16 protein-coding genes are annotated in these 25,453 nt (G+C 75.0%); 2 read left to right on the plus strand and 14 right to left on the minus strand.

The features are described 5' to 3' along the window. Window positions 1–167: 167 nt before the first annotated feature. The 11 genes from ACVWNX_RS07835 to ACVWNX_RS07885 all read right to left on the minus strand — a co-directional run bounded on the left by ACVWNX_RS07835 (window position 168) and on the right by ACVWNX_RS07885 (window position 17,944). Window positions 168–1,865 carry a proline--tRNA ligase gene (locus ACVWNX_RS07835; RefSeq protein WP_454413161.1) on the minus strand — a complete coding sequence of 566 codons (1,698 nt, stop codon included), beginning with the start codon at window positions 1,863–1,865 and terminating at the stop codon, window positions 168–170. A 123-nt stretch (window positions 1,866–1,988) separates the two neighbouring features. Next, window positions 1,989–2,579, minus strand: coding sequence for a GNAT family N-acetyltransferase (locus ACVWNX_RS07840; RefSeq protein ID WP_454413162.1), 591 nt, complete (start codon window positions 2,577–2,579; stop codon window positions 1,989–1,991). A 94-nt stretch (window positions 2,580–2,673) separates the two neighbouring features. Further along, window positions 2,674–3,522, minus strand: a complete 849-nt coding sequence (locus ACVWNX_RS07845) for a GNAT family N-acetyltransferase (RefSeq protein ID WP_454413163.1) — start codon at window positions 3,520–3,522, stop codon at window positions 2,674–2,676. Between the two features lie 652 nt (window positions 3,523–4,174). Then, window positions 4,175–5,050, minus strand: a complete 876-nt coding sequence (locus ACVWNX_RS07850) for a siderophore-interacting protein (protein ID WP_454413164.1) — start codon at window positions 5,048–5,050, stop codon at window positions 4,175–4,177. Window positions 5,051–5,647: 597 nt separating this feature from the next. After that, on the minus strand, window positions 5,648–6,805 hold the full coding sequence (gene ispG / locus ACVWNX_RS07855) for a flavodoxin-dependent (E)-4-hydroxy-3-methylbut-2-enyl-diphosphate synthase (RefSeq protein ID WP_454413165.1): 1,158 nt from the start codon (window positions 6,803–6,805) through the stop codon (window positions 5,648–5,650). Window positions 6,806–6,979: 174 nt separating this feature from the next. Then, window positions 6,980–8,281: a M50 family metallopeptidase gene (locus ACVWNX_RS07860; protein WP_454413166.1), complete on the minus strand. Its 1,302-nt coding sequence runs from the start codon at window positions 8,279–8,281 to the stop codon at window positions 6,980–6,982. Continuing rightward, window positions 8,278–9,555 carry a 1-deoxy-D-xylulose-5-phosphate reductoisomerase gene (gene dxr, locus ACVWNX_RS07865; RefSeq protein ID WP_454413167.1) on the minus strand — a complete coding sequence of 426 codons (1,278 nt, stop codon included), beginning with the start codon at window positions 9,553–9,555 and terminating at the stop codon, window positions 8,278–8,280. The genes ACVWNX_RS07860 and dxr overlap by 4 nt, the downstream gene beginning before the upstream one ends. A 107-nt stretch (window positions 9,556–9,662) precedes the next feature. Next, window positions 9,663–11,600 carry an acyl-CoA dehydrogenase family protein gene (locus ACVWNX_RS07870; RefSeq protein WP_454413168.1) on the minus strand — a complete coding sequence of 646 codons (1,938 nt, stop codon included), beginning with the start codon at window positions 11,598–11,600 and terminating at the stop codon, window positions 9,663–9,665. Between the two features lie 321 nt (window positions 11,601–11,921). After that, window positions 11,922–13,367, minus strand: a complete 1,446-nt coding sequence (locus ACVWNX_RS07875) for an aldehyde dehydrogenase family protein (RefSeq protein WP_454413169.1) — start codon at window positions 13,365–13,367, stop codon at window positions 11,922–11,924. A gap of 234 nt (window positions 13,368–13,601) precedes the next feature. Beyond that, the gene (locus tag ACVWNX_RS07880; protein WP_454413170.1) at window positions 13,602–15,371 is read right to left on the minus strand and encodes a PucR family transcriptional regulator; all 1,770 of its coding nucleotides are present in this window, start codon (window positions 15,369–15,371) and stop codon (window positions 13,602–13,604) included. 101 nt (window positions 15,372–15,472) lie between these two features. Beyond that, entirely contained in the window at window positions 15,473–17,944 is a 2,472-nt protein-coding gene (locus ACVWNX_RS07885; RefSeq protein ID WP_454413171.1) for an ATP-binding protein, read from the minus strand. Window positions 17,945–18,306: 362 nt separating this feature from the next. On the opposite strand from ACVWNX_RS07885, the gene gabT reads away from it, so the two are divergent. Both gabT and ACVWNX_RS07895 read left to right on the plus strand, forming a co-directional pair. Beyond that, a complete protein-coding gene (gene gabT, locus ACVWNX_RS07890) occupies window positions 18,307–19,641 on the plus strand; it encodes a 4-aminobutyrate--2-oxoglutarate transaminase (protein ID WP_454413172.1) in 1,335 nt (444 codons plus the stop codon). A 558-nt stretch (window positions 19,642–20,199) separates the two neighbouring features. Further along, window positions 20,200–20,841 (plus strand): phosphatase PAP2 family protein, encoded by a 642-nt coding sequence (locus ACVWNX_RS07895; RefSeq protein ID WP_454413173.1) that lies wholly within the window; start codon window positions 20,200–20,202, stop codon window positions 20,839–20,841. Window positions 20,842–20,999: 158 nt separating this feature from the next. On the opposite strand, the gene ACVWNX_RS07900 is transcribed toward ACVWNX_RS07895, so the two are convergent. From ACVWNX_RS07900 to ACVWNX_RS07910, 3 genes are all read right to left on the minus strand, one after another. Further along, window positions 21,000–22,832 carry a chitinase gene (locus ACVWNX_RS07900; protein WP_454413174.1) on the minus strand — a complete coding sequence of 611 codons (1,833 nt, stop codon included), beginning with the start codon at window positions 22,830–22,832 and terminating at the stop codon, window positions 21,000–21,002. 450 nt (window positions 22,833–23,282) lie between these two features. Continuing rightward, window positions 23,283–23,747, minus strand: a complete 465-nt coding sequence (locus tag ACVWNX_RS07905) for a hypothetical protein (RefSeq protein WP_454413175.1) — start codon at window positions 23,745–23,747, stop codon at window positions 23,283–23,285. A gap of 218 nt (window positions 23,748–23,965) precedes the next feature. Next, complete coding sequence (locus tag ACVWNX_RS07910) at window positions 23,966–25,384, minus strand: NAD(P)/FAD-dependent oxidoreductase (protein ID WP_454413176.1); 1,419 nt, start codon at window positions 25,382–25,384, stop codon at window positions 23,966–23,968. Between the last annotated feature and the right edge of the window lie 69 nt (window positions 25,385–25,453).

The following is a 25,453-nucleotide window of genomic DNA, read 5'->3' on the forward strand; positions in this document are numbered from 1 at the left end:
CACGGCGGACCCGCGCACGAGAACGCGCCCGCGCAGGCAGCCCCGCCAGGGGCACGGGGAACCGCGCGGGCGGTCAGTGCCGTAGCCGCAGGTCACGAACGCGCAGGGCGCGGGGAACCGTGCGGTTCGCCGCGCCCTGGGCGGTGCCGGGGTGGTCCCGGCAGGGATCAGGTGGTGGTGAGGCGGGTGACGGCCTCGGCGACGGTCAGTTCCTCGCGTTCGCCGGTGCGGCGGTCCTTGACCTCGACGACGCCCTCGGCGGTGCGGCGCCCCGCGACCACGACGGTCGGCACGCCGATCAGCTCTGCGTCGGTGAACTTGACGCCGGGCGACACCCCCGCGCGGTCGTCCACCAGGACGCGGACGCCCAGCGCGGCGAGCTGCTCGGAGACGTCGAGCGCCAGCTCGGTCTGGGCGGCCTTGCCCGCCGCGACCACGTGGACGTCGGCCGGGGCGATCTCCCGGGGCCAGCACAGGCCCTTGTCGTCGGCGGTCTGCTCGGCCAGCGCGGCGACCGCGCGGGAGACGCCGATGCCGTAGGAGCCCATGGTCACCCGGACCGGCTTGCCCTGCTGGCCGAGGACGTCGAGCTGGAAGGTGTCGGCGTACTTGCGGCCGAGCTGGAAGATGTGGCCGATCTCGATGGCACGGTCCAGCTTGAGGCCGGTGCCGCAGTTGGGGCAGGGGTCGCCCTCCTGGACGACGACGACGTCCAGGTAGCGGTCCACCTCGAAGTCGCGGCCGGCGACGACGTCGCGGACGTGGGTGCCGGGCTTGTTGGCGCCGGTGATCCAGGCGGTGCCGGGCGCGATCCGGGGGTCGGCGAGGTAGCGGACCTTCTCCAGGCCCTGCGGGCCGACGTAGCCGCGCACCAGGTCGGGGCGGCCCTCGAAGTCCTCGGCGGTGACCAGTTCCACGACGGCCGGGGCGAGGTGCTCGGAGAGCTTGCCGAGGTCGACCTCGCGGTCGCCGGGGACGCCGACGGCGACGATCTCGCCGTCCACCTTCACCAGGAGGTTCTTCAGGGTGGCGGAGGCGGGCACGCCGAGGTGCTCGGCCAGCGTCTCGATGGTCGGGGTGTCGGGGGTGTCGAGTTCCACGGCGGGGCCGTGCTCCGCGTCGGTGACCGGGGTCAGCGCGAAGGTGACGGCCTCCGTGTTGGCCGCGTAGTCGCAGGCCGGGCAGTCCGCGAAGGTGTCCTCACCGGCGGCGGCGGGGGCCAGGAACTCCTCGGAGGCGGAGCCGCCCATCGCGCCGGAGACGGCGGAGACGATCCGGTAGTCCAGGCCCAGGCGATCGAAGATCTTCTGGTACGCCTGGCGGTGCAGCGCGTAGGACTCGGCCAGACCCTCGTCGGTGGTGTCGAAGGAGTACGAGTCCTTCATCTGGAACTCTCGGCCGCGCAGCACCCCGGAGCGGGGACGGGCCTCGTCGCGGTACTTGGTCTGGATCTGGTAGAGCATGACCGGCAGATCCTTGTAGGACGCGGCCTGGTCCTTCACCAGGAGGGTGAAGATCTCCTCGTGGGTGGGGCCGAGCAGGTACTCGGCGCCCTTGCGGTCCTTGAGGCGGAACAGCAGGTCGCCGTACTCCTCCCAGCGCGCGGACGCCTCGTAGGGCTCCTTGGGCAGCAGGGCGGGGAGCAGGACCTCCTGGGCGCCGATGGCGTCCATCTCCTCGCGGACCACCCGCGAGATGTTGTCGAGGACCTTCTTGCCGAGCGGCAGCCAGGTCCAGATGCCCGCCGAGTTGCGGCGCACGTAACCGGCGCGGACCAGCAGCTTGTGGCTGAGCGTCTCGGCGTCCGCCGGGTCGTCGCGCAGTGTCTTGACCATCAAGCGGGACATGCGCTGGACCTGGACCATGGTGAACTCCTGCGTGGAAAGGGTGATGGGCAGGAGGTTAGCCGGGCCCGGCGGGCGCGCGGAAATCGGTTCTCCGCGCGGCGGCGCCGGAGCGGAGGGCGCGGACCGGGCCGGGCGGGGTGTTCAGGGCGCGGGCCGGGCGGGTCCGCCGCGCAGCAGCGGCAGCGGGGCGCCCATGATCGCGTAGGGGCGGGGGGCGCTCGGGAAGTGGACCTGGCGGGCCAGGTCCCGGTAGCCGAGCGCCCGGTACAGCGCGCGGGCCGGGGACTCGGTGTCGATGGCCGAGAGGATGGAGCGGGGCTGGTCGGCGGCGTCGGTGAGGGTGGTGATCAGGGCGCGGCCGATGCCACGGTTCTGGTCGCGGGTCCGCACGTGCAGTTCGGTGATCACGAAGGCGTCGTCGAGCCAGCCGTCGTTGCCCTGGAGCCGCAGATAGGGCTGGACCACGGTGGACCACCAGTGGGTGCGGTCGTTGGGCATCCCGTAGACGAAGCCGACGAGCCGTCCGTCGTCGAGGGTCGCGCCGTAGGCGCGGGCGCCGGGGTGGTTCATGTGCCGGACGACGATCTGGCGGCGGACGTTGACCTCGTCCCGGCCGAGTCCGAAGGCGTCCGCCTGGACGGCCAGCGCCTCGTCCACCCGGGCGGCGAGGTCCAGCGGACCGATGGTGACGTCATCGGGGGTACGCGAGCCGAATCCGGGAATCCGCAGCATGCGGGGAGCGTACCCCGGGGCGTGCGCGCGGGTCCGGGGCGCGGTCGTGGGGTCCGGGTCCCGGAACGGGAGGCTCCGGGCGGAACGGGACGTCTCAGAACAGGACGCTCATGAACGCGCCGGTCTCCCGGAAGCCGACCCGGCGGTAGGTGGCGCGGGCGGCGGTGTTGTAGTCGTTGACGTAGAGGCTGGCGAGGGGGGCGACGTCCGCGAGGGCGTAGCGCAGCACCGCCGCCATGCCGGGGGCGGCGTGGCCCCGGCCCCGGTACTCGGGGGCGACCCACACGCCCTGGATCTGGCAGGCGCGGGGGGTGGCGGCGCCGATCTCGGCCTTGAAGACGACCTTGCCGTCCCGGTCGACCCGGGCGAAGGAGCGGCCCGCGCCGACCAGTTCGGCGACCCTGGCCTGGTAGAGCAGTCCACCGTCCCCGGCGAGCGGGGAGACGCCGACCTCCTCGGTGAACATGGCCACGCAGGCGGGCATGATCGTCGCCATCTCGTCCTTGCGGACGCGCCGGACGTAGGGGTCCGGGGTGATGTCGTCGGGGAGCCGGTCGGTGACCATCAGGGGCTGGCGGGAGCGGACCTCGCGGGCCGGGCCCCAGGAGGGCTCCAGCAGCCGCCACAGTTCGGCGGTGGTCTCGGCGGGGCCGACGATGGAGGAGCAGCGGCGGCCCGCGCGGCGGGCGCGGTCGGCGAAGCCCCGGACGGCGCGGGGGGTGGCGCAGAGCGGGACCAGGTTGGCGCCCGCGTAGCAGAGGGACTCCAGGACGCCGTCCTGGTACCAGCCCCACATCTCGCCGCCCAGCCGCCAGGGGTCGAGTCCCGCGACCTGGACCCGGGAGGTGACGAACGCGTTCGCCACGGGGTCGCGGTCGAGGACCGCGAGGGCTGCGGGCAGGTCGCTCGGTTCGAGGACCCTGGTGGTGGTCTGGGTCAACACGGGTGCGGGGGCCTCACGGGGTGGGCTGCTGGTCTTCGCACTGTACCCGGCGGGGCGCGGTGCGGGGGCGCGGTGGCCCCGGTGCCCGGTTCCGGGCGACCGGGCACCGGAGGAGTCCGGCCATTCCCGGGCCGGACGGGGCCGGTCGCGGGGCGGATGTCCAGCCTCGGGCCGTGGCGGGGCGCTCGCGCGGTTCCCCGCGCCCCTGGCGGGACGGTGTCTGGGCGAGCGTCCGTCCTCGGGTCGTGGTGGGTTGCCCGCGACGCCCCCTGACGGGGCGGTGCCCAGGCGGATGTCCGACCTCGGGTCGTGGTGCGTTCCTCGCGCCCCTGGCGGGGCGGTGGCCTGGGGTCGGGTGTCCAGTTTCCGTCGTGGTGGGTGCCTCGCGCAGTTCCCCGCGCCCCTATTGGGCGCCCGATGGGGGCGCGGGGAACTGCGCGGCCAGCCACAGCGAACCCGCACACGAGGACCCGCCCGTGGAGGCAGCCCCCTCAGGGGCGCGGGGAACTGCACGAACGGCCACAGCGGACCCGCACACGAGAACGCGCCCGCGCAGGCAGCCCCGCCAGGGGCACGGGGAACCGCGCGGGCGACCACCGGCGGGCCGCAGGCCGCGAACGCGCGCCCCCCGGGGCAGGCCCAGGGGCGGGGGTCAGGCGGGGCGGGGGGCGTCCTGTTCGCGGGCCAGGTCAGCCGCGAGTTCCTCGCGTTCGGCCGTGTCCTCGGCCGTGAGCGCGTCGTCCTGGGCGAGCCGGTGGCGCCAGTAGCCGGTGAAGGCGATGTGCCGCTTGTCGACGCCCCGGTCGGCGACCAGGTGTCGGCGGACCTCGCGGACGGCGGACGCCTCGCCGGAGACCCAGGCGAAGACCTCCCCCGGGGGGAAGTCCGCCGCGCGCACCGCGTCGGCGAGGACGGCGGTGGCGCCCGGCGCGGCGGTGCCCCGGTGCGCCCAGCGGGTCTCGACCAGGCCCGGACCGGTCCAGGTCTGCTCCTCCCCCGCGTCCGCGACCTCGGCGATCACCAGGGCGCGCTCGCCGGGGGCCAGCGCGTCGAGCAGGGCGCCGATGGCGGGCAGCGCCGTCTCGTCGCCGACGAACAGCTTCCAGTCGGGGCGTTCGGCCACCCGGGCGTTGCTGGCGGCGGGGCCGACCAGGGCGAGGACCGCTCCCGGGCGGGCGGTGTACGCCCAGCGCGCGGCGGGGCCCTCGCCGCCGCCGGGGCCGTGCAGCACGAAGTCCACGTCGATCTCGCGCTCCCGGGGGCGGTGGTGGCGCACCGAGTAGGTCCGCATCCAGGGGCGCTCGGGCTCGGGGATCTCCAGGTAGCGCTGGTACCAGGTGAGGGGGTCCCGGTCGGCCGGGGGCTCGGGCAGCTTCGGGGCTCCTCCGTCGCGGGAGAAGAAGAGTTTGACCTGCTGGTCGGGGGCGACGTCGGCGAAGTCGGCGAGGCCCTCTCCGGTGAGGGTGATCCGGCGCATGCCCGGAGTGACGTCGGTGACGGCGGTGACACGGAGTTCCGCGTGGATCACGGGTGCGCCTCTCTGCCGGGAGCGGGCCCCGGTCCCCGTCGGCGCGGCGGTCCCCTTCCCCCTGGTGAGGGTCACCTTACCCAGCAGCGGAACGGGGGCTTCCGGTGGGGGCGCGGAGCCTGTGACCCCCGTCGTCGGATGGGGCCGCGGGCACGGGTGCGCCCCGGGGCCGCGGAGGCGGTGTCCCGGGGCGCGAGTGCCCCCGGCCGATCGGCCGGGGGCGTGTAGTCCGCGAGGGTGCGGTCCGGCACGTGCGGTCGGGGAGACCGGACCGTGGTCCGGCCCGCGACCGGGGCCAAGTCCTGGCAGGTCGGGGCCGGGCTATGGTCCGGCCCGCGACCGAGACGAGGCAGGGCGTGGTCCGGCGGGACGAAACCGGGCGGCGGACCGGCGGGAGCCGGTGCCCGGGCGGCTGGTCCGGGCGGCGGGTCCGGGCGGCGGGTCCGGGCGGCTGGCTCCGGCGGGAGCCGGGGCCCGGCCGCTGGGTCCAGCGGGGACCGGGGCCAGGTCGCTGGCTGGGTCCAGCGGGACCGGGCGACGGCTCAGGCAGGAACAGGGCCGGTCAGGCCCGCCCCCGTGGTCCCGCCGGGCGCGGGGTCAGCCCGCGACCGCGACCGTGGGCTCGCCGGAGGCGACGCCGTCCTTCTCCATCTGCTCGGCGATCTTCATGGCCTCGTCGATCAGGGTCTCGACGATCATGGATTCGGGGACGGTCTTGATGATCTCGCCCTTCACGAAGATCTGGCCCTTGCCGTTGCCGGAGGCGACGCCGAGGTCGGCCTCGCGGGCCTCGCCGGGGCCGTTCACCACACAGCCCATCACGGCCACCCGCAGCGGCACCTCCATGCCCTCCAGACCGGCGGTGACCTCCTCCGCGAGCTTGTAGACGTCCACCTGGGCGCGGCCGCAGGAGGGGCAGGAGACGATCTCCAGACGGCGCTGGCGGAGGTTGAGGGACTCCAGGATCTGGATGCCGACCTTGATCTCCTCGGCGGGGGGCGCCGACAGGGAGACCCGGATGGTGTCGCCGATGCCCTCGGCCAGCAGCGCGCCGAAGGCGACGGCCGACTTGATGGTGCCCTGGAAGGCCGGGCCCGCCTCGGTGACGCCGAGGTGGAGCGGGTAGTCGCACTGGGCGGCGAGCTGCCGGTAGGCGTTCACCATGACGACCGGGTCGTTGTGCTTGACGGAGATCTTGATGTCCTGGAAGCCGTGCTCCTCGAAGAGGGACGCCTCCCAGAGCGCGGACTCGACCAGGGCCTCGGGGGTGGCCTTGCCGTACTTCTGGAGGAGCCTGCGGTCCAGGGAGCCCGCGTTGACACCGATCCGGATGGGGGTGCCCGCGTCGCCCGCGGCCTTGGCGATCTCCTTGACCTTGTCGTCGAACTGCTTGATGTTGCCCGGGTTGACCCGGACCGCGGCGCAGCCCGCGTCGATCGCCGCGAAGACGTACTTCGGCTGGAAGTGGATGTCCGCGATGACCGGGATCTGGGACTTCCGGGCGATGATCGACAGCGCGTCGGCGTCGTCCTGGGTCGGGCAGGCGACCCGGACGATCTGGCAGCCGGAGGCCGTCAGCTCCGCGATCTGCTGGAGCGTCGCCCCGATGTCGGACGTGCGGGTGGTCGTCATGGACTGGACCGAGACCGGCGCGTCGCCGCCCACCGCGACGGTTCCGACCTGGATCTGCCGGCTTTTCCGGCGTTCGGCGAGCTTGGTCGGAACGGACGGCATGCCGAGCGAAATCGCAGTCATCTGCTGTGCAACCCCAAGGTGTGGATCGAGGTCCCGTCATCAGCGGGCTCCGGTCCCGAGATTACGGCACCGGCACCGCCCCGGGCACATCGCGCCACCGAAGGCACCGCACGGGTGGGCGACCGGACAGACGTGCTGTCCGGTCGCCCGGGACCGAGGAGTGCTCGGGGGTCGTCAGGAGATGCGGACCGGGTTGACGAGGTCGGCGATCAGGACGAGGAGGGTGAAGCAGACGAAGACCCCGGCCACGACGTAGGCGACGGGCATCAGCTTCGCCACGTCGAACGGACCCGGGTCGGGCCGCTTGAACACCCGGGCGGTGGTCCGCCGGACGGACTCCCACAGGGCCCCCGCGATGTGCCCGCCGTCCAGCGGGAGCAGCGGCAGCATGTTGAACAGGAACAGCGAGAGGTTGAAGCCCGCGACCAGGAACAGCATCATCGCGACCTGGTTCTCCGGCGGGACGTCGAGGTTCAGCACCTCGCCGCCGACCCGGGCCGCGCCGACCACGCCCATCGGGGAGTCGGGTTCGCGGGGGCCGTCGCCGAAGGCCGCGTCCCACAGGGCGGGCACCTTGGAGGGCAGCGCGATCAGCGATTCGACGCCGTTCTCCATCATGTCGCCCATGCGGTCCACGGACTGGCCGAAGGACTGCTCGACGATCCCGCTGGCCGGGGTGAAGCCGAGGAAGCCCGCGGTGACGTACTCGCCCTTGACGTAGCCGCCCTCGCCGTCGGTCTTGCTGACCTGGTTCTCGATCAGGCTGGCGCTGAGTTCCTCGCGGCGTCCGTCGCGCTCGACGGTGATCGTGGCGGGGCCGACGGTGTCCCGGATGCGGGACTGGAGGGCCGACCAGTCGGAGACGGCCTCCCCGTCGAAGGCGACGATCTTGTCCCCGGCGCGCAGCCCGGCCGCCTTGGCGGGGGCGGCCCGGTCGCCCGGGGCGCACTCGGAGCGGTTCTCGCTCTGCTGGATGACGCAGTCGGAGACCGCGCCGACCGTGGTGGTCTGCTGCTCGATGCCGAAGGTCATCAGCACGCTGAGGAAGATCGCCACGGCCAGGACCAGGTTCATGAACGGTCCGGCGAACATGACGATGACGCGCTTCCAGGGCTTGCGCGTGTAGAAGAGGCGTTTCTCGTCGCCGGGCTCCAGCTCCTCGTAGGCGGCGGAGCGGGCGTCCTCGATCATGCCGCGCCAGGGGGAGGTGGAGCGGGCCTCGACCCGGCCGTCCGCGCCGGGCGGGAACATCCCGATCATGCGGATGTAGCCGCCGAACGGGATCAGCTTGACGCCGTACTCCGTCTCCCCCTTCTTGCGGGACCACAGCGTGGGGCCGAAGCCGACCATGTACTGCGGGACGCGGATGCCGAAGAGCTTGGCGGTCGACAGATGGCCGAGTTCGTGCCAGGCGATCGAGATCAGCAGGCCGATGGCGAAGACCACTATCCCGAGGATGGTCATCAGGAGTGTCATGCACGCGCCTCCGCGGTCTTCTTCGCTGTCCGGGTCGCCTGGGCCGTCAGTTCACGGGCCCGGGCGCGGGCCCAGGTCTCCGCGTCGAGGACGTCCGCCAGGGTGAGGGAGGTTCCCGTGGCCGGGACCCCGTGCTCGGTGACGACCTCGGTGACGGTCTCCATGATGCCGTTGAACGGGAGTCCCCCGTTCAGGAACGCGTCCACGCACTCCTCGTTGGCGGCATTGAACACCGCCGGGGCCGTTCCCGCGAGCGTCCCCACGTGCCGGGCCAACCCCACGGACGGGAACGCCTCGGTGTCCAGGGGGAAGAACTGCCAGGTGGAGGCGGTGCTCCAGTCGAAGGCGGGGGCGGCGTCCGGGATCCGGGCGGGCCAGCCGAGGCCGATCGCGATCGGGCCGCGCATATCGGGCGGGGTGGCCTGGGCGAGCGTGGAGCCGTCGGTGAACTCGACCATCGAGTGGACGTACGACTGGGGGTGCACCACCACCTCGATCCGCTCGAAGGGGATGTCGTAGAGCAGATGGGCCTCGATCACCTCCAGGCCCTTGTTGACGAGGGTCGCGGAGTTGACGGTGATCACCGGGCCCATCGCCCAGGTGGGGTGCGCCAGGGCGTCCGCCGGGGTGACGTCGGCCAGCTCCGCCTTGGTCCGGCCCCGGAACGGGCCGCCGGAGGCGGTGACGACCAGTTTGCGGACGTCGGCGCGGGTGCCCGCGGCCAGCGCCTGGAACAGGGCGGCGTGCTCGGAGTCCACCGGGATGATCTGTCCCGGCGCCGCCAGCTCCTTCACCAGGGGGCCGCCGACGATCAGCGACTCCTTGTTGGCGAGCGCCAGGGTGCGGCCCGCCCGGAGCGCGGCCAGCGTCGGGGCCAGACCGATGGAACCGGTGATGCCGTTGAGCACGGTGTGGCAGTCGGAGGCGGCCAGCTCGGCCGCGGCGGACGGTCCCGCGAGGACCGTGGGCAGCGGGCGTCCGGCGCCGTACCGCGCGGCCAGGGCCTCCCGCAGCGCCGGGACGGCCTCCTCGCGGGCGACCGCCACGACGGCCACGTCCAGCACGTCGGCCTGTTCGGCGAGGAGGCCGACGTTGCCGCCCGCGGCGGACAGGGCGGTGACCCGGAAGCGGTCGGGGTTGCGTCGCACGAGGTCGATGGCCTGGGTGCCGATCGATCCCGTGGAACCGAGGATCACGACGTCCCTGCGGCCCCCTTCGGGGCCGGAGTCGAAGACGGCGTGCGGGTCTGCGAGGGGGGCGGGGCTGTCGGTCATCCCCCCATTCTTACGGGTCACCGGGGCCGTCCGACGCGGCCCCGGGGCTTTCCCCGTGTCCCCGGGCGGCGCGGGACGGCGCGCCGCCCGCTCCGCCCGGGCCCAGGTCAGGGGATCGGCCGGTGCAGATCGGGTCCGGTGGCGGGGCCCGGGGCGGTCTCCGCGATCCAGGGGCCCTCGCCGCCGGGGTCCACGATCCCGCTCTCCAGCCAGGTGTGGGAGCCGTCGAGCACCTCGGCCACCAGCCGTCGGTCGGCGGCGTCGGCGTTGGTCCACAACCGGTGGAACAGCTCGTCGGCGCGGACCCGGGCCTGGCGGCAGAAGGCGTCGGCGAGCCGGTACGCCTCCCGGCCGTGCTCCCCGCGCCGGCGCAGGTGCTCGGCCCGGACGCAGGCCGCCGTCATCGCGAACAGCTCGGCCCCGATGTCCACGATCCGCCCGAGGAAGCCCTGCTTGGTCTCCAGCCGCCCCTGCCAGCGGGACATCCCGTAGAACACCGACCGGGCGAGTCTGCGGGAGGTCCGCTCCACGTACCGCAGATGACCGGAGAGGTCGGGGTGACCGCTGGGACGGAACTCTGCGTAGGCGGTGGGGAGCTGTCCCGGGCCGGTGACGAGCCCCGGCAGCCAGCGGGCGTAGAAGCCGCCCGCCCGCGCCCCGGCCCGCGCCTTGTCCTGGAGGGAGGTGTCGGGGTCGATCAGATCGCCCGCGACCGCCAGATGGGCGTCGACGGCCTCCCGGGCGATCAGCAGGTGCATGATCTCGGTGGAGCCCTCGAAGATCCGGTTGATCCGCAGATCGCGCAGCAACTGCTCGGCAGGGACGGCCCGTTCGCCCCGGGCGGCCTGCGACTCGGCCGTCTCGTAGCCCCGGCCGCCACGGATCTGGACCAGGTCGTCCGCCATCCGCCAGGCCATCTCGGAGCCGTACAGCTTGGCGAGGGCGGCCTCGATCCGGATGTCGTGGTGGCCGTCGTCGGCCAGTTGCGAGGAGAGGTCGAGCACGGCCTCCAGGGCGAAGGTCGTCGCGGCGATGAAGGCGATCTTCCCGCCGACGGCCTCGTGCCGGGCGATCGGCTTGCCCCACTGCTCCCGGGCGGCCGACCACTCGCGGGCGATCCGCAGACACCACTTGCCCGCGCCCACGCACATCGCGGGCAGCGAGAGGCGGCCGGTGTTGAGGGTGGTGAGGGCGATCTTGAGGCCCGCGCCCTCGGGGCCGATCCGGTCCGCGGCCGGGACGCGCACCCGGTGGAAGCGGGTGACGCCGTTCTCGATGCCGCGCAGCCCCATGAACGCGTTGCGGTTCTCGACCGTGATCCCCTCGGCGGACGCCTCCACGACGAACGCCGTGATGCCGCCGGGGTGACCCTCGGACCGGGGCACCCGGGCCATCACCACCAGCAGGTCGGCGACCACGCCGTTGGTGGTCCACAGCTTCACCCCGTCGAGGACGTAGTCGTCCCCGTCGGGCACGGCGGTGGTGGCGAGCCGGGCCGGGTCGGAGCCGACGTCGGGTTCGGTGAGCAGGAACGCGGAGATCCCGCCCTTGGCGCAGCGCGGCAGGAACCGGTCGCGCTGCTCCTGGGTGCCGAAGAGCTTCAGCGGCTGGGGGACGCCGATCGACTGGTGGGCGGAGAGCAGCGCGCCGAGCGCGGGGCTGGCGGAGCCGAGGAGGGCGAGGGCCTTGTTGTAGTACAGCTGGGTGAGGCCGAGGCCCCCGTACCGGGTGTCGATCTTCATTCCGAAGGCGCCCAGTTCGCGCAGCCGGTTCACCGTCGCGTCCGGGACGCGGGCCTCCCGTTCGATGCGGGCGGAGTCCACCTCCCGGGCGCAGAACTCCTCCAGCCGGGCGAGGAACTGCTCCCCGCGCCGCACCTCGTCGTCACCGGGCACCGGGTGGGGGTGGAGCAGGTCGAGGCGGAAGCGGCCGAGGAAGAGTTCCCTGGCGAAGCTCGGGCCGCGCCAGTCGCGTTCCCGCGCGGCCTCGGCCACCCGTCGGGCGTCGCGGGCGGTGACGGCCGGTTTCGGGGGTGATGCGGTCATGGGGACACCTCGCCGCTCGGTGGGGCCCGGACGCGGGTGCGGGTGCCCGGGCGGGCCGGGCGCGCCCCGGGTCCTGTGGTGGCGCCGTCGTCGTCGCCCGGCGGGGGGCCGGGACGACGGGTCCGGCGCGCTCCTCGACGGTAACCACGGCGGGTCCCGGGGGCCCGTGGGGCGGGGCCGTTCGGGGCGGGAGGGACGACGGCGGCCGGAACCCCCGCACAGTGGGTTCCGGCCGCCGGTACCGGTGGTCCGCCGTCCGCCGACGGGGACGCCCGGTGAGTGGGACGGCCGGTGGGGCCGCCCCGGGTCAGGAGCGCGTCGTCACAGGGCCAGGCCGGTGAGGACGAGAACGCGCTCGTAGGTGTAGTCGTCCATGGCGTAGCGGACGCCCTCGCGGCCGACGCCGGAGAGCTTGGCGCCGCCGTAGGGCATCTGGTCGGCGCGGTAGGACGGCACGTCGCCGATGATCACGCCGCCGACCTCCAGGGCGCGGTGGGCGCGGAAGGCGGCCTGGACGTCATGGGTGAAGACACCGGCCTGGAGCCCGTACTTGGAGGAGTTGACGGCGGCGAACGCGGCGGCCTCGCCGTCGGCCTTCTGGATCACGAGGACGGGTCCGAAGACCTCTTCGCGGGCGATGGTGACCTGGTCGGGGACGTCCGCGAGGACGGTCGGGGCGTAGGTGGCGGCCTGGCGCTCACCGCCGGTGAGGACGGTGGCGCCCGCCGCGGCGGCCTCGTCCACCCAGGACTCCACGCGGCGCGCGGCGGCCTCGCTGACCAGCGGGCCGACGTCGGTGGCGGCGTCCGAGGGGTCGCCGGTGACCTGGGCCTCGACGGCGGCGACCACGCGCGGCACCAGCCGGTCGTAGACGCTGGCGTCGGCGATCACCCGCTGCACCGAGATGCAGGACTGGCCGCCCTGGTAGTTGGAGAAGGTCGCGATGCGCTGGGCCGCCCAGTCGAGGTCGGCGTCGCTGGACCAGTCCGCGAGGACGACGGCGGCGCCGTTGCCGCCCAGCTCCAGGGTGCAGTGCTTGCGCGGCACCGAGTCCATGATCGCGTAGCCGACCGTCTCGGAGCCGGTGAAGGAGATCACCGGGAGGCGCTCGTCCTGGACCAGGGCGGGCATCCGGTCGTTGGTGACCGGGAGGATCGACCAGGAGCCCTCGGGCAGCTCGGTCTCGGCCAGCAGCTCGCCGAGGACCAGCCCGGACAGCGGGGTCGCCGGGGCGGGCTTGAGGACGATCGGGACACCGGCGGCGATGGCGGGGGCCACCTTGTGGGCGCACAGGTTCAGCGGGAAGTTGAACGGGGCGATCCCGAGGACGACGCCCTTGGGGAAGCGGCGGGTGAGCGCCAGCCGGCCCTGGCCGCCCGCGTCGGTGTCGAGGCGCTGGGCCTCGCCGCCGTTGAAGCGGCGGGCCTCCTCGGCGGCGAACCGGAAGACGGAGACGGCGCGGCCGACCTCGCCCCGGGCCCACTTGACGGGCTTGCCGTTCTCGGCGGAGATCAGCCGGGCGATCTCCTCGGTGCGCTCGGCGAGCCGCTCGGAGACGTGCAGCAGGGCCGCGGCGCGGGTGTGCGCGGGGGTGGCGGCGAAGACCTCCAGGGCCGCGTGGGCCTTGGCGACGGCCTCTTCGACCTGGGCTTCGGTGGGCACGCTGACCACGCCGACCAGGCGGTCGTCCCAGGGGGAGGTGACGTCGAAGGTGGTGTCGCCGGTGGCCGGTCGGCCGGCCAGCCAGAAGGCGTGGGTGGAGGTCATGTCCGGAATCCGGCCCTTCCCAGTCGTGGTGCGGTGTCCCCACCACGGTAGGACGCGCTCCGGTACGGGTCCCTTGTCCGCCGCGTACGGAAACGGGTGGCGGGCGCGCCACTTCGGCGGGTCGCGGGGGGCGTGGCGGGCTGGGGTGCCGGTCGGACAGGCGGCGCCGGTCAGACGAGCGAGGCCGAGCGCACGGGCGGGGCCGGGGGCGGGCGGGTCAGGCGGGCGGGCGGGTCAGGCGGGCGGGGTCGGGGGGACGGGCGGGGCGGGGTCGTCGGCGGTCTTGAGGGCGAGCCACAGTTCCATCCGGACGTCCGGGTCGTCGAGCGAGCGGCCGAGGATCTCCTCGACCCGTCGCATCCGGTAGCGCAGCGTGTGGCGGTGCACCCCGAGGTCGGCCGCCGCCGCGTCCCACTGGCCGTGCCGGGAGAGCCAGGCCCGCAGCGAGGCGACGAGATCGCCGCGGCCGGTGGCGTCGTGGGCCCGCAGTCCGCGCAGCAGCCCGTCGGCGTACGCCCGCACCGCGTCGTCCGACAGCAGCGCGGTCAGGGTGCCCTCGGTGACCTCGTCGTAGGCGACCCGGTCCCGGCCGAGCCGCCGGGCGACGGAGAGCGCCCGCAGGGCCTGGCGGTGGGCGTCCGCCGCGTCCTCGGGGGTGGTGGGCGCGGAGACGCCGGTGACCGTCGCGGGCCCGGCCGGGGCGGGCGCCCCGTCGGGGCCGTCGGGGCCGGGCCCGGCGGGGGACGCGGTGACGGCCGCGGCGGCGGCCCCGCCGTCCGGGACGACGACGACCAGCCGCTCCCGGCCGTCGCCCGGGCCGTCGGACCGCCCGGAGCGCTCCGGGTGCCCGGGGACGACCAGCACGGTCTCCCCGGCGCCCGCCGCCACGGCCTCCACGGTCTCGGCGAGGGCGGTGAGCGGGTCGCTTCCCGGGCCGGACGCCGACCCGCCCGGGCCGCTTCCCGGGCCTCCCCGGGCGCCCCCGCCGCTCGGGCCGTCCAGGGCCTTCGAGCCGTCGTCGGCCTTCGGACCGTCAAGGGCCTTCGGCCGGGTGGCGCCGGGGACGGTGTCCCGTTCGGTGACGGCGATCCGGAAGGGGGCGTCCAGCAGGGCCCCGTACAGGTCACCGGCGACGGCCCGCGCGTGGTCGGGTTCCCCGGCGAGCAGCATCCGCAGCACGGCGGCGGCGATCCGCCGTTCGGCGGCGCGCAGGGCGCGGGAGCGTTCGGTGGTGAGGGCGAGCAGGGCGATGGCGGCGTGCACGGCGTACCGGTCGGCGGTGCCGAGCGCGGACCCGGTGCCGACGGCGAGCGCCGGGCGGGGGCCGCGTCCGGTGCCCAGAGCGTGCAGTTCGACGCGGTCCTCGGGGCCGCCCGCGACGGCGCTGGCGGTGGCGGCGCCCCGGCGCATCCGGACCACGTCGGGGGTGAGTCGGGCGGCGCGGCGGGCGGCCCAGCCGGGTGCCGTCGCGAGCACCGCGCCGGACGCGTCATAGAGCGCGGCCCAGCCGTCCACCTGGGCGGCGAGTCCGGCGAGGACGCCCTCGGGGCCGTCCGCGAGGGCCCGCCGGGTGAGTTCGCGCTGGGCGGCGAACCCGGCGGTGACGGCGCGGTACTGCTCACGGGCGATGGCCTCGGAGACGGCCTTGCTGATGGCGATGAACGGGGTGCGGCGGGGCACCGCGAGCAGCGGGAAGTGCTCGGCGCCGGCCGCCTCCACCAGGGCGTCGGGGATGTCGTCGTAGTGGACGCCCAGGGCGAAGCCGAGGCCGACGACCCCGGCGCGGGCCAGCCGCCGCACGTAGCGGCGCATCTCGACGGGGTCCTCCGCGTCCAGCTTCAACGCGGTGATCAGCAGCAGCTCGCCGCCCTCCATGTACGGCACCGGGTCGGCCAGCTCGCTGACGTGGGCCCAGCGGACGGGGGTGTCGAGCCGGTCCCCGCCCGCCCGGACGGCGAGTCTGAGCGCCGAGTGCTGGACGAGGGAGGCGAGCGTCGGTGGCATGGGACCTTCAGGGCGGACGGCGTCCCCCAATGTTCCGGGGAACCGGCGGCGGGCGTCCGGGGACGGCCCACCGCCGATTCTGCCTCACCGGGGCCCGGGGCTCATCCGCGCAGGTCCACCAGGAGGGGCGGGGCGTGCTCGCCGCGCACGGTGGTCAGCGAGAGCACCGCGTGTCCGGGCGGCACCTGGTGGGCGAGTTCCGAGGCCGACCAGCGTTCCCGTTCGACCTGGCGGACGGTCACCGCGCGGGCGGTGGGCGCCCGGCCGGTGATCATGCGGCGCAGGGCGTGCGCCCCCTTGCCGAGCGGGGTCTCGGCGATGATCTGCCGGTCGGTGACGTCGCGGGCCTCGGTCCACTCCTTGCCCCACACCTCGGCGAAGTCCTGACCGTCCCAGGGGGTCAGTCCGGCCAGCGCCACCCGGCAGCCGACGGCGCCCAGCAGCGGGCCGCGCAGCGGGCGGGGCACGTCGTCCAGGGTGCGCAGGGTGAGGACGGCCCCGGCGTGCGCGGAGCGCAGCCGCTGGAGGCCGCGCACGGTCTCGGGGGTGACGACCCCGGTGGCGTCGTCGAGGAGCAGACAGGCGAAGAGCGAGCGGTCCTCGCGGGCGGCGACCGCGGCGGTGAACTGGGCGAGGACCAGCCTGGTGATGATCTTCGACGCGTCGGCGTGGCCGCGCCGGGGCAGGTCGACCCGGACCCGGACGGGATGGTCGAGGGCGCGCAGCGAGAAGGGGCGGCTCTCCCCGGTGACGTTGAAGAAGGACGCGAACGCGGGCCGGTCCAGGAGGGCGATCCGGTCGGCGAGGACCCCGCCCTCGTCGCCGGGGTGGGCGGTCTGGCGGGCGCGGGCGTCCAGCTCGCGCAGCATCGCGTCCTGTCCGGAGGCGGTGAGGGCGCGGCGGAGTTCCTCCAGCGGGCCGGGCGCCCCGTCGAGGAGCGCGCGCAGCTCGGGGACGGACGGGAAACGTCCGTGGACGGTCCGGAAGGGGCCGAGCAGCTGGGCGAGGACGGTGGTGGAGCGACGGGTGTCGGCGCCGGAGTGCGGCTGGGCGAGGTCGCCCACCAGGGCCTCGGCGAGGACGGCGGCGGCCTCGTCGGGGTCGGTGGCGCCGCCGTAGAGGTCGAGGTCGTAGACGGAGTCGGGGCGGCCGAGCCGGATCACCACGTCGTAGCCGTCGGCGGGGCCGAGCCCGGCCCCCTCGGCGCCGACGACGACCATGGCGGCGCGTCCGGCGAGCGCTTGGAGGCACAGGGACTCCGCGACGGGCCACACCAGGTGTCCGGTCTTGCCGGAGCCCGCCGGGCCGACGGCCAGCAGGGAGGTGCCGAGCAGCTCCGGTCCGAGGCCGAGGCCGACGCCCCGGAAGCGGTACGGGTTGCGGGGGTCGTCGGCGGTGGTGCCGACCCGGACCTGTCCGGTGAGCAGGTCGTGCGGGACGGAGCGGCCGGGCAGGTCCCGGACGCCGGAGGGGTGCGGGCAGGCGGCGGCGCCGCGCTCGGCGACGGCGGCGGCGAACTCGGCCGCTCCCCCGCGTCCGCCGCGCACGCCCTGCCAGGCGCGGACGAGCCGGGCGTGGTCGATGTCGCGCATCGCTCCGGCGTGGGCGTCGGCGGTGAGCCGGTCGGCGGCGGCGGTGAGCCCGGCGGCCCGCAGCTGGGGCCAGCGGGCGGGGTCCTCCCCGGGGGCTGCGGGGGCGCCCGGGGCGGCGGCGGGGCGGCGCAGCCGGGGGGCGAGGTAGCGGCGCCAGATCTCGGACCAGCGGCCCATCCGGGCGACGGTGGCCAGGATGCCGCCGCCGACCAGCAGGTAGTAGACGGTGGAGGCGACGAACCCGGCGCGCTCCTCGCCGGGGGTGTGCGGCAGGGTCCACTCCTCGGGGGTGAGGACGTAGTACGGCCACATCCAGTAGCCGCCGAGGTAGCCGTTCCACAGCAGCGACCAGAGGAGCCAGCCGACCAGGAAGGCGATCAGCGCCCCGGTGAAGAGCTGGCGGGCGGGGGTCAGCTCGGGTTCCTCGTCGGGGCGGGGGACGTGTCCGAACCGCCAGACGCCGGGCGCGGCCTCGGGGCGCGGGGTGCGCAGCCAGGTCAGGAACCCGCCGTCGCCGTCCGGGGCCGGGGCGCCGCCGGGGATCCCGTGGCCGTCGGTGCCGCCGTACCCGGTCCCCCCGGCGTGTCCGCTGCCGCCGTACGGGGCCTCGTACCGGTTCGCGGCCGGGTCGCCGTGGTGGGCGCCGTGGTGGGCGCCGTCGCCCGTGCCCGGGGCGGTGGCCGGGCGCGGGGGCACCGGGGGGCGGACCGGCGGCGCGGGGGGCCGGGGGCCGGGGCCGTCCGGCGCGGGGCGCGCGGAGGCGGGCGCGGACGGGGCCCCGGGCACGGCGGTGCCGCCCGGCCCGCCACCGTGCGGGGTGCCACCGTGCGGGGTGCCGCCCGGCGGGACGGCGCCCGGCGGAGTGGCGGAGGGCGGGGTGACGGGTGGCGGGGACGGTCGTGGCACGGGTGTCGCGTGCGTGCCGCGCGCGTCCCGCCCGCCCTCGCCGCCGTCGTGTCCGTCGTGTCCGTCGCGATTCATGGACCTCTGCCCCCTGACCTGCCGGTCCCCTGCGTTCCGGGCGTCAATCTAGTGCCCCCGCCCGGGTACTTCACCGCTTACGCGCCCGCCGGACCGGGAAGGGGGCGCCCGGCGCGACGGCGGGGGCGTCCCGGGGGAGTATGTCCATGGCGGACAATCGCCCGTCCGAACAACGCCCCGGTGGCGCATGCCGCCCACCGCGCACCCGCCCTAGCCTGCGGAGGAAACCCGAAGAACCCCGGGAATCACCCGCCCACCGGACCCGTGCGACCGGCGGCCCCCGGCCCCGCCCGGACCGCGTCCCGGTCCCGCCGGATCCCCGCCGCGCCCCGTGCGCCCGTGACACCCCTCAGGAGCCCGCCATGACCGCACTGCCGCAGGAGCGCCGCGTCGTCACCGCCATTCCCGGCCCGAAGTCCCAGGAACTCCAGGCCCGGCGCACCGCCGTGGTCGCGGCGGGCGTGGGCTCGACGCTGCCGGTCTTCACGGCCCGCGCGGGCGGCGGCATCATCGAGGACGTCGACGGCAACCGGCTGATCGACTTCGGTTCCGGCATCGCCGTGACCAGCGTCGGCGCCTCCGCCGAGGCCGTGGTGCGCCGGGCGTCCGCGCAGCTCGCCGACTTCACCCACACCTGTTTCATGGTCACCCCCTACGAGGGGTACGTGGCCGTCGCCGAGGCGCTCGCCGAGCTGACCCCGGGTGACCACGCCAAGAAGTCGGCGCTGTTCAACTCGGGCGCCGAGGCCGTCGAGAACGCCGTCAAGATCGCCCGCGCGTACACCAAGCGCCAGGCGGTCGTCGTCTTCGACCACGGCTACCACGGCCGGACCAATCTGACGATGGCGCTGACCGCGAAGAACATGCCCTACAAGAACGGCTTCGGTCCGTTCGCGCCCGAGGTGTACCGGGTGCCGGTGGCGTACGCGTACCGCTGGGCGACCGGCCCGGAGAACTGCGGTCCGGAGGCCGCCGCCGAGGCGATCGACCGGATCACCAAGCAGATCGGCGCGGACAACGTCGCCGCGATCATCATCGAGCCGCTCCTCGGCGAGGGCGGCTTCATCGAGCCCGCCAAGGGCTTCCTCCCGGCGATCAGCCGGTTCGCCTCGGAGAACGGCATCGTGTTCGTGGCGGACGAGATCCAGTCCGGCTTCTGCCGCACCGGCCAGTGGTTCGCCTGTGAGGACGAGGGCATCGTCCCGGACCTGATCACCACCGCGAAGGGCATCGCGGGCGGGCTGCCGCTGGCGGCCGTCACGGGCCGCGCCGAGATCATGGACGCCGCGCACGCGGGCGGCCTCGGCGGGACCTACGGCGGCAACCCGGTGGCGTGCGCGGGCGCGCTGGGCGCGATCGAGACGATGAAGGAGCTGGACCTCAACGCGCGCGCCCGGCGCATCGAGGAGGTCATGAAGGCCCGGCTGGCCGCGATGGCCGCGTCCTTCGAGATCATCGGCGACATCCGGGGCCGGGGCGCGATGATCGCTATCGAGCTGGTCAAGGACCGCGCCACCAAGGAGCCGCACCCGCAGGCCGCCGCCGACCTCGCCAAGGCGTGCCACGCGGAGGGCCTGCTCGTGCTGACCTGCGGCACCTACGGCAACGTGCTGCGCTTCCTGCCGCCGCTGGTGATCGGCGAGGACCTGCTGAACGAGGGTCTGGACATCATCGAGGGCGCGTTCGGCCGCCTCTGAGGTCCCTGCCCCTGGGGCGCCCCCGCCGTGCCGCGGGGGGGCGCCCACCGCTGACGGTCCGACGGCCCGTCCCCCGCGCGCCGAGGCGTCCGGGGGGCGGGCCGTCGCGTTCGGCCGGCCCCGGCCCGCCCCGGTCCGGCCTCGACGCGGTCCTCGACGCCGGCCCCGGCGCGGTGGGTCGGCGCGCCGGGCGGCGGAGCTGTGAAGATGCTGTGGGAGGCCCATGGCGGGGTACCGTTCGCGCTGTCCTGGCGGCGTTCCCTGACGTAGGTTCGGAAACAGATGAGTGAAACACCCCGTCCGGGGAGGTCCCCGGGCGAATCCGGTGCGCGGCCTCCCCGGTCGCGTGCCGGTGGTGGCTTCGCGCACACCACCGGGGCCCCCGGCCCCGGAACTCCTCACCGGTCGGACGGACGACCGCCCCCCATCTCCCGGGGCACCCGGTCCGCCCGGCCCTTCGGCCGCCCCGGAACCGATCCCTCTGTTCCCGGGCGGCCGAGCGCGTTCCGGCACCCGTCCCCCGCCGCCCCCCGCGCCGTCCTGCTCCCGGCTGCCGTCGTGGTCCTGGCACTGACCGTGTTCGCGCTGGTCACCTGGCAGGTCGCCGTCCGGGGGCCGCTGCTGGCCCGGGACGCGGCGCTGGCCGCCCGACTGCGCGCGCGGGGGCTGCCCCAGGGCGTCGCGGAGGTGCTCGCCGACCTCGGCGGGGTGGCCGTCGCGGTCCCGGTGCTCGCGGCCGTCGCCGGGTACGCGGCGTGGCGGGCGCGGCGCGCGGGGCGGCCCCGCTGGTGGGCCGGGGCCCTCGCGGCGGCGGGGGCGATGGCCGTGGTGCCGCTGCTGGTGGTGCCGTTGAAGCTGGCGCTGGCCCGGCCGGGGCCCCCGGGGGCGGCGGGCACCGGCTACTACCCGTCGGGCCACACCGCGACGGCGGTCGTGGCGTACGGGGCGGCGGTGCTGCTCCTGCTGCCCTGGACCCGGGGGCGCGGGGCGCGCCGGGCGCTGGTGGCGGGGTGCGTCGCGCTGGTGCTGGCCGTGGGGTACGGACTGGTGCGCCGGGGCTACCACTGGCCGCTGGACGTGGTGGGGAGCTGGGCGCTGTTCGCGGCGCCGCTGGTGGCGTTCGCGCTGGCGCGGCGGGGGCGCGGGGGTCCGGGGAGCGGTCCGGGGGACCGTGGCGGGCGGGGGTCCGCCCCGGAGTGACGGCGGGCGCGGCGGGCGGTCACGGGTGACCGGTCGCCGGTGGCCGGTGACCGGTGGCCGCCGTGGCAGGTGGCCGCCGTGGCGGGTGGAATCGGTGGTACGGCGGATGGTGGTGCCCCGGGCCCGCGTGGGGGCGGGCCCGGGGCGGTGACGACGGGTCAGCGGCGCCAGGTGTCGAAGTTGCGGGAGAACTCGGTGTTGTTGTGCCGGTCCCAGTTGATGGACCAGCTCATCAGCCCGCGCAGCTTCGGCCGGACCCCGTGGGTCTGGTAGGAGCCGCAACCGGTGCCCTTGGTGAGGCAGTCGAGGGCCTTGTTGACCTCGGTGGAGGAGACGTGGCCGTTGCCCGCGTTGACCGAGGCGGGCATGCCGATGGCGACCTGTTCGGGACGGAGCGCGGGGAACACGTTGTTCGTGTCGCCCGCGACCGGGAACCCGGTGAGCAGCATGTCCGTCATGGCGATGTGGAAGTCCGCGCCGCCCATGGAGTGGTACTGGTTGTCCAGCCCCATGACCGGGCCGGAGTTGTAGTCCTGGACGTGCAGCAGGGTGAGGTCGTCGCGCAGGGCGTGGATGACCGGCAGGTAGGCGCCCGCGCGGGGGTCCTGACCGCCCCAGCGGCCGGTGCCGTAGTACTGGTAGCCGAGCTGCACGAAGAACGTCTCGGGGGCCATCGTCAGCACGAACTTGGCGCCGTACTTGGCCTTGAGCGTCTTGATGGCCTGGATCAGGTTGACGATCACCGGCGTGGTGGGGTTCTTGAAGTCGGTGTCGTTGGCGTTCAGCGAGAGCGAGTGGCCCTCGAAGTCGATGTCGAGGCCGTCCAGCCCGTACTCGTCGATGATCTTCGAGACGGAGGTGACGAACGCGTCGCGCGCGGCGGTGGAGTTCAGCTGGACCTGGCCGTTCTGGCCGCCGATGGAGATGACGACCTTCTTGCCCTGGGCCTGCTTGGCCTTGATCGCGGCCTTGAAGGCGGCGTCGCTCTCGACGTTCGGGCACTCGGTCACCGGGCAGCGGTTGAAGCGGATGTCGCCGGAGGTGACGGAGGTGGGTTCGCCGAACGCCAGGTGGATGACGTCCCAGCTGTCCGGGACGTCGGCCATCCGGACGTAGCCGGAGCCGTTGGCGAAGCTCGCGTGCAGATAGCCGACGAGGGCCTTGGCCGGCAGGGAGTCGGCGGGTCCGTCGGTCGTGCGCACGTTGACGGCCTGGGACCGGGGGGAGTCCCCCGCGTCGTTGGAGGCGACGATCTGGACGTCGTAGGAGGTCAGCGGGACCAGTCCGGTCAGGGTGCCGCTGGTGGCGCTCGTCGTCAGGGCCCGCTGGCCGTTGAGGAAGAGGTGGTAACTGGTGGCGCCGGTCGCCGCGTTCCAGCTCATCCGGGCCGAGGAGGCGGTGATGGAGGTGGCGGCCAGCCCGGTGGGGACGGGCGGCGGCTGCCCCGGGTCGACGGCGGGACCGACGAGGGTGATGTCGTCGGCGTGGTAGGCGGGGGTGCCGTACCAGCCGTGGGTGTAGAGGGTGACCTTGTTGGTGGTGGGACCGGTGCGGAAGGTGACGGCGAGGCGCTTCCAGTCGGCGGCGGACTGGGTCCAGTCGTAACCGTCGGTGGTGCCGGTCCCGGTGACGCCGAGGTAGGTGTAGCTGCCCCGGACGTAGCCGCTGAGGGTGTACTGCGCGTCGGGCTTGACGGTGACCGTCTGGGAGCAGCGGGCGTTGTCGCCGCCGGACGGGGTGGCGCGCAGCGCGGAGGTCCCGGTGCGCACCGGGGTGGTGACGGCGGCTCCGCTCCCGGCGGAGCAGTTCCAGCCGTCGAGCCCGGCTTCGAAGCCGCCGTTGCGGGCGAGGTCGGCGTCGGCGGCTCGGGCCACCTGGGCGTTGACGGTGAGGCCGGGCAGGACGGCCAGCGCGAGGGCCGCGAGCACGGCGAGCAGTCTGGGACGGAAGCCGCGCACGGGGGGACGCGCGCGTCGTCTGGTGCGTTCCACTACATCCTCCGGACATGGGGGAAGGTGAAGCAGGACGTGTGCCGTGGAGCGCGCTCAACTTGGTTCAGACCAATTCCGTTGTCAAGACCCCGCGCGCCGATCCGCCGTTCCCGGCCGGTCGGCGTGCGGTGGTCCGGGGGCGTTCCGGGCGGTGCTCCCGTGGGCCGGGACCGCCCCCGGCCCGTTGCCGGACGACGTTCCCGACGGCCGTTCCGGTCGGCGCCCCGACCGGGCCGGGCGGCGTTCCCGTCGGCCGGGACGGGCGGCGCGGCGACCGGAACGGGCGACGCTCCCGACGGCCCGGACGGGCGGCGCGGCGACCGGAACGGGCGACGCTCCCGACGGCCCGGACGGGCACGGGACGGGTGCCGAACCGTCCCGGCACCCGACCCGGCGCGCGGACCCGGACCGGACCGGCCCGCGGGGCCCCGCCCGGTCCACCGGGCCCGTTCAGTCCCCGGCCCCGCTCCCCCCGGCCCGCCCCGCCGCCGCCTCGTGCATGGCGAGTTCGAGGAGGGTGGGGTCGGTGAGGGTGCCCGAGCCGTCCGGGGGGACGAGCCAGCGCATCTTGCCGGTGGCGCGGCCCGGGTACGGCACCACGATCCAGGTGCCCGCCCCGGCGCCGCGCACCCCGGTGCCGAGCCAGCGGGAGGCCGTGCCGGGCGGGACGAAGAAGCCGGTGCGGAGGTCGCCGAAGTCGGCGAGCACCGGGCCGGGCCGGTCGAGGACGCGCGTCAGCACGTCGAGGGTGGGATAGCCGAGCGCACCCGGCAGGATCAGCACGTCCCAGCGCCGTCCCGCCGGGAGCAGGGCGACCCCGAGGGGGTTGCGCTCCCACTCCCAGCGGCAGGCGTCGGGGTCGGGTGCCACCGACACCAGCCATTCCACCGCGGACGTGGCCCAGAGCCCGGTCATGTCGTGTCCTCCGTCGTCTCCGCGAACCGCGCCGTGCGGTTCCGTGGGGAGAGGAGCGGGGACCGGGAGCATTACGCGGGTCCGGGCTACTTATCGGTAGTGAACTGGGTCACACGGGGGGTGGCCAGGAGGAACGTTCCCGCGCGCGGGACGGCCGGGCCACCTCCCGCACGCCGTGCGCGCCCCTCGTGCCCGTGGGGGCGCGAGGGGCGCGCGGCTCAGCTGTCGAAGCCGAGGCCCAGCCGGTCCAGCGTCCGCAGCCACAGGTTGCGGTGCCCCTGGTTCCCGTCCGCGCGGGCCAGCGACCACTGGGTGAGGGCGATGCCCGTCCAGGCGAAGGGCTCCGGCGGGAACGGCAGCGGCTTGCGGCGGACCATCTCCAGCCGGGTGCGTTCGGTGGACTCCCCGGACAGCAGGTCGAGCATCACCTCGGCGCCGAACCGGGTCGCCCCGACCCCCAGCCCGGTGTACCCGGCCGCGTAGGTCACCCGGCCGTCGTGGGCGGTGCCGAAGAACGGCGAGAACCGCGAACAGGTGTCGATCGCGCCGCCCCAGGCGTGACTGAAGCGGACCCCCTCCAGCTGCGGGAAGTAGCCGAAGAAGTGCCGGGCCAGCCGGGCGTAGGTCTCCGGGCGCTCGTCGTGCTCGGCGCGCACCCGGCCCCCGTACGCGTAGACCGCGTCGTAGCCGCCCCACAGGATCCGGTTGTCGGCGGAGAGCCGGAAGTAGTGGAAGCGGTTGGCCACGTCGCTGAGGCCCTGACGGCCCCGCCAGCCGATCGCGTCCAGCTGCTCCGGGGTCAGCGGCTCGGTCATCAGGGCGTAGTCGTAGACCGGCACCGTGTACGGGCGCACCCGCTTGACCAGCGAGGGGAACACGTTCGTCCCGAGGGCCACCTGACGGGCGAGGATCCGGCCGTAGGGGGTGCGCACCCCCATGCCCGCGCCCCGGCGGATCAGCGACAGGGCCGGGGTGTGCTCGTAGATCCGGACGCCGAGGGCCAGACAGGCGGCCTTGAGGCCCCACGCCAGCTTCGCCGGGTTGAGCATCGCCACCCCGTCGCGGTCCCAGAGCCCGGCCCGGAAGAGCGGGGAGTCCACCTGGTCGCGGACGGCGTCCTCGTCCAGGAACTCCACGCCGTCCGCGAGCCCCCGGCCGCGCATCTCGCGGTGCCAGTCGCGCAGCTCCACGGCCTGGTACGGCTCGGTGGCGACGTCGATCTCGCCGGTCCGCTCGAAGTCGCAGTCGATGCCGTGCCGGGTCACGGCCTCCTCGATGCCGTCGAGGTTGCGGGCGCCCAGCTTCTCCAGCGCGCCGATCTCCCGGGGCCAGCGGCTGAGGCCGTTGTCGAGGCCGTGGGTGAGCGAGGCGGCGCAGAAGCCGCCGTTGCGGCCGGACGCCGCCCAGGCCACCTCGCGGCCCTCGATCAGGACCACGTCCCGGCCGGGGTCGCGCTCCTTGGCGAGCAGCGCGGTCCACAGCCCGCTGTAGCCGCCGCCGACCACCAGCAGATCGCACTGCTCGGTGGCGGTGAGCGCGGGCAGCGCCGGGGGCCTGCCGGGGTCGTCGAGCCAGAAGGCGAGGGGTCGCGCGTCGGCGAGGGACGCGGTCCAGCGGTTCATGGCGCCTGCGGCCATGATGTCAACTCCCTACCAGGGTGGTGCCGGGTGTACGGGTCCGCGCCGCGGTGGTGCGCGGACCGGGGA

This window comes from Streptomyces sp. JNUCC 64, assembly GCF_054484115.1.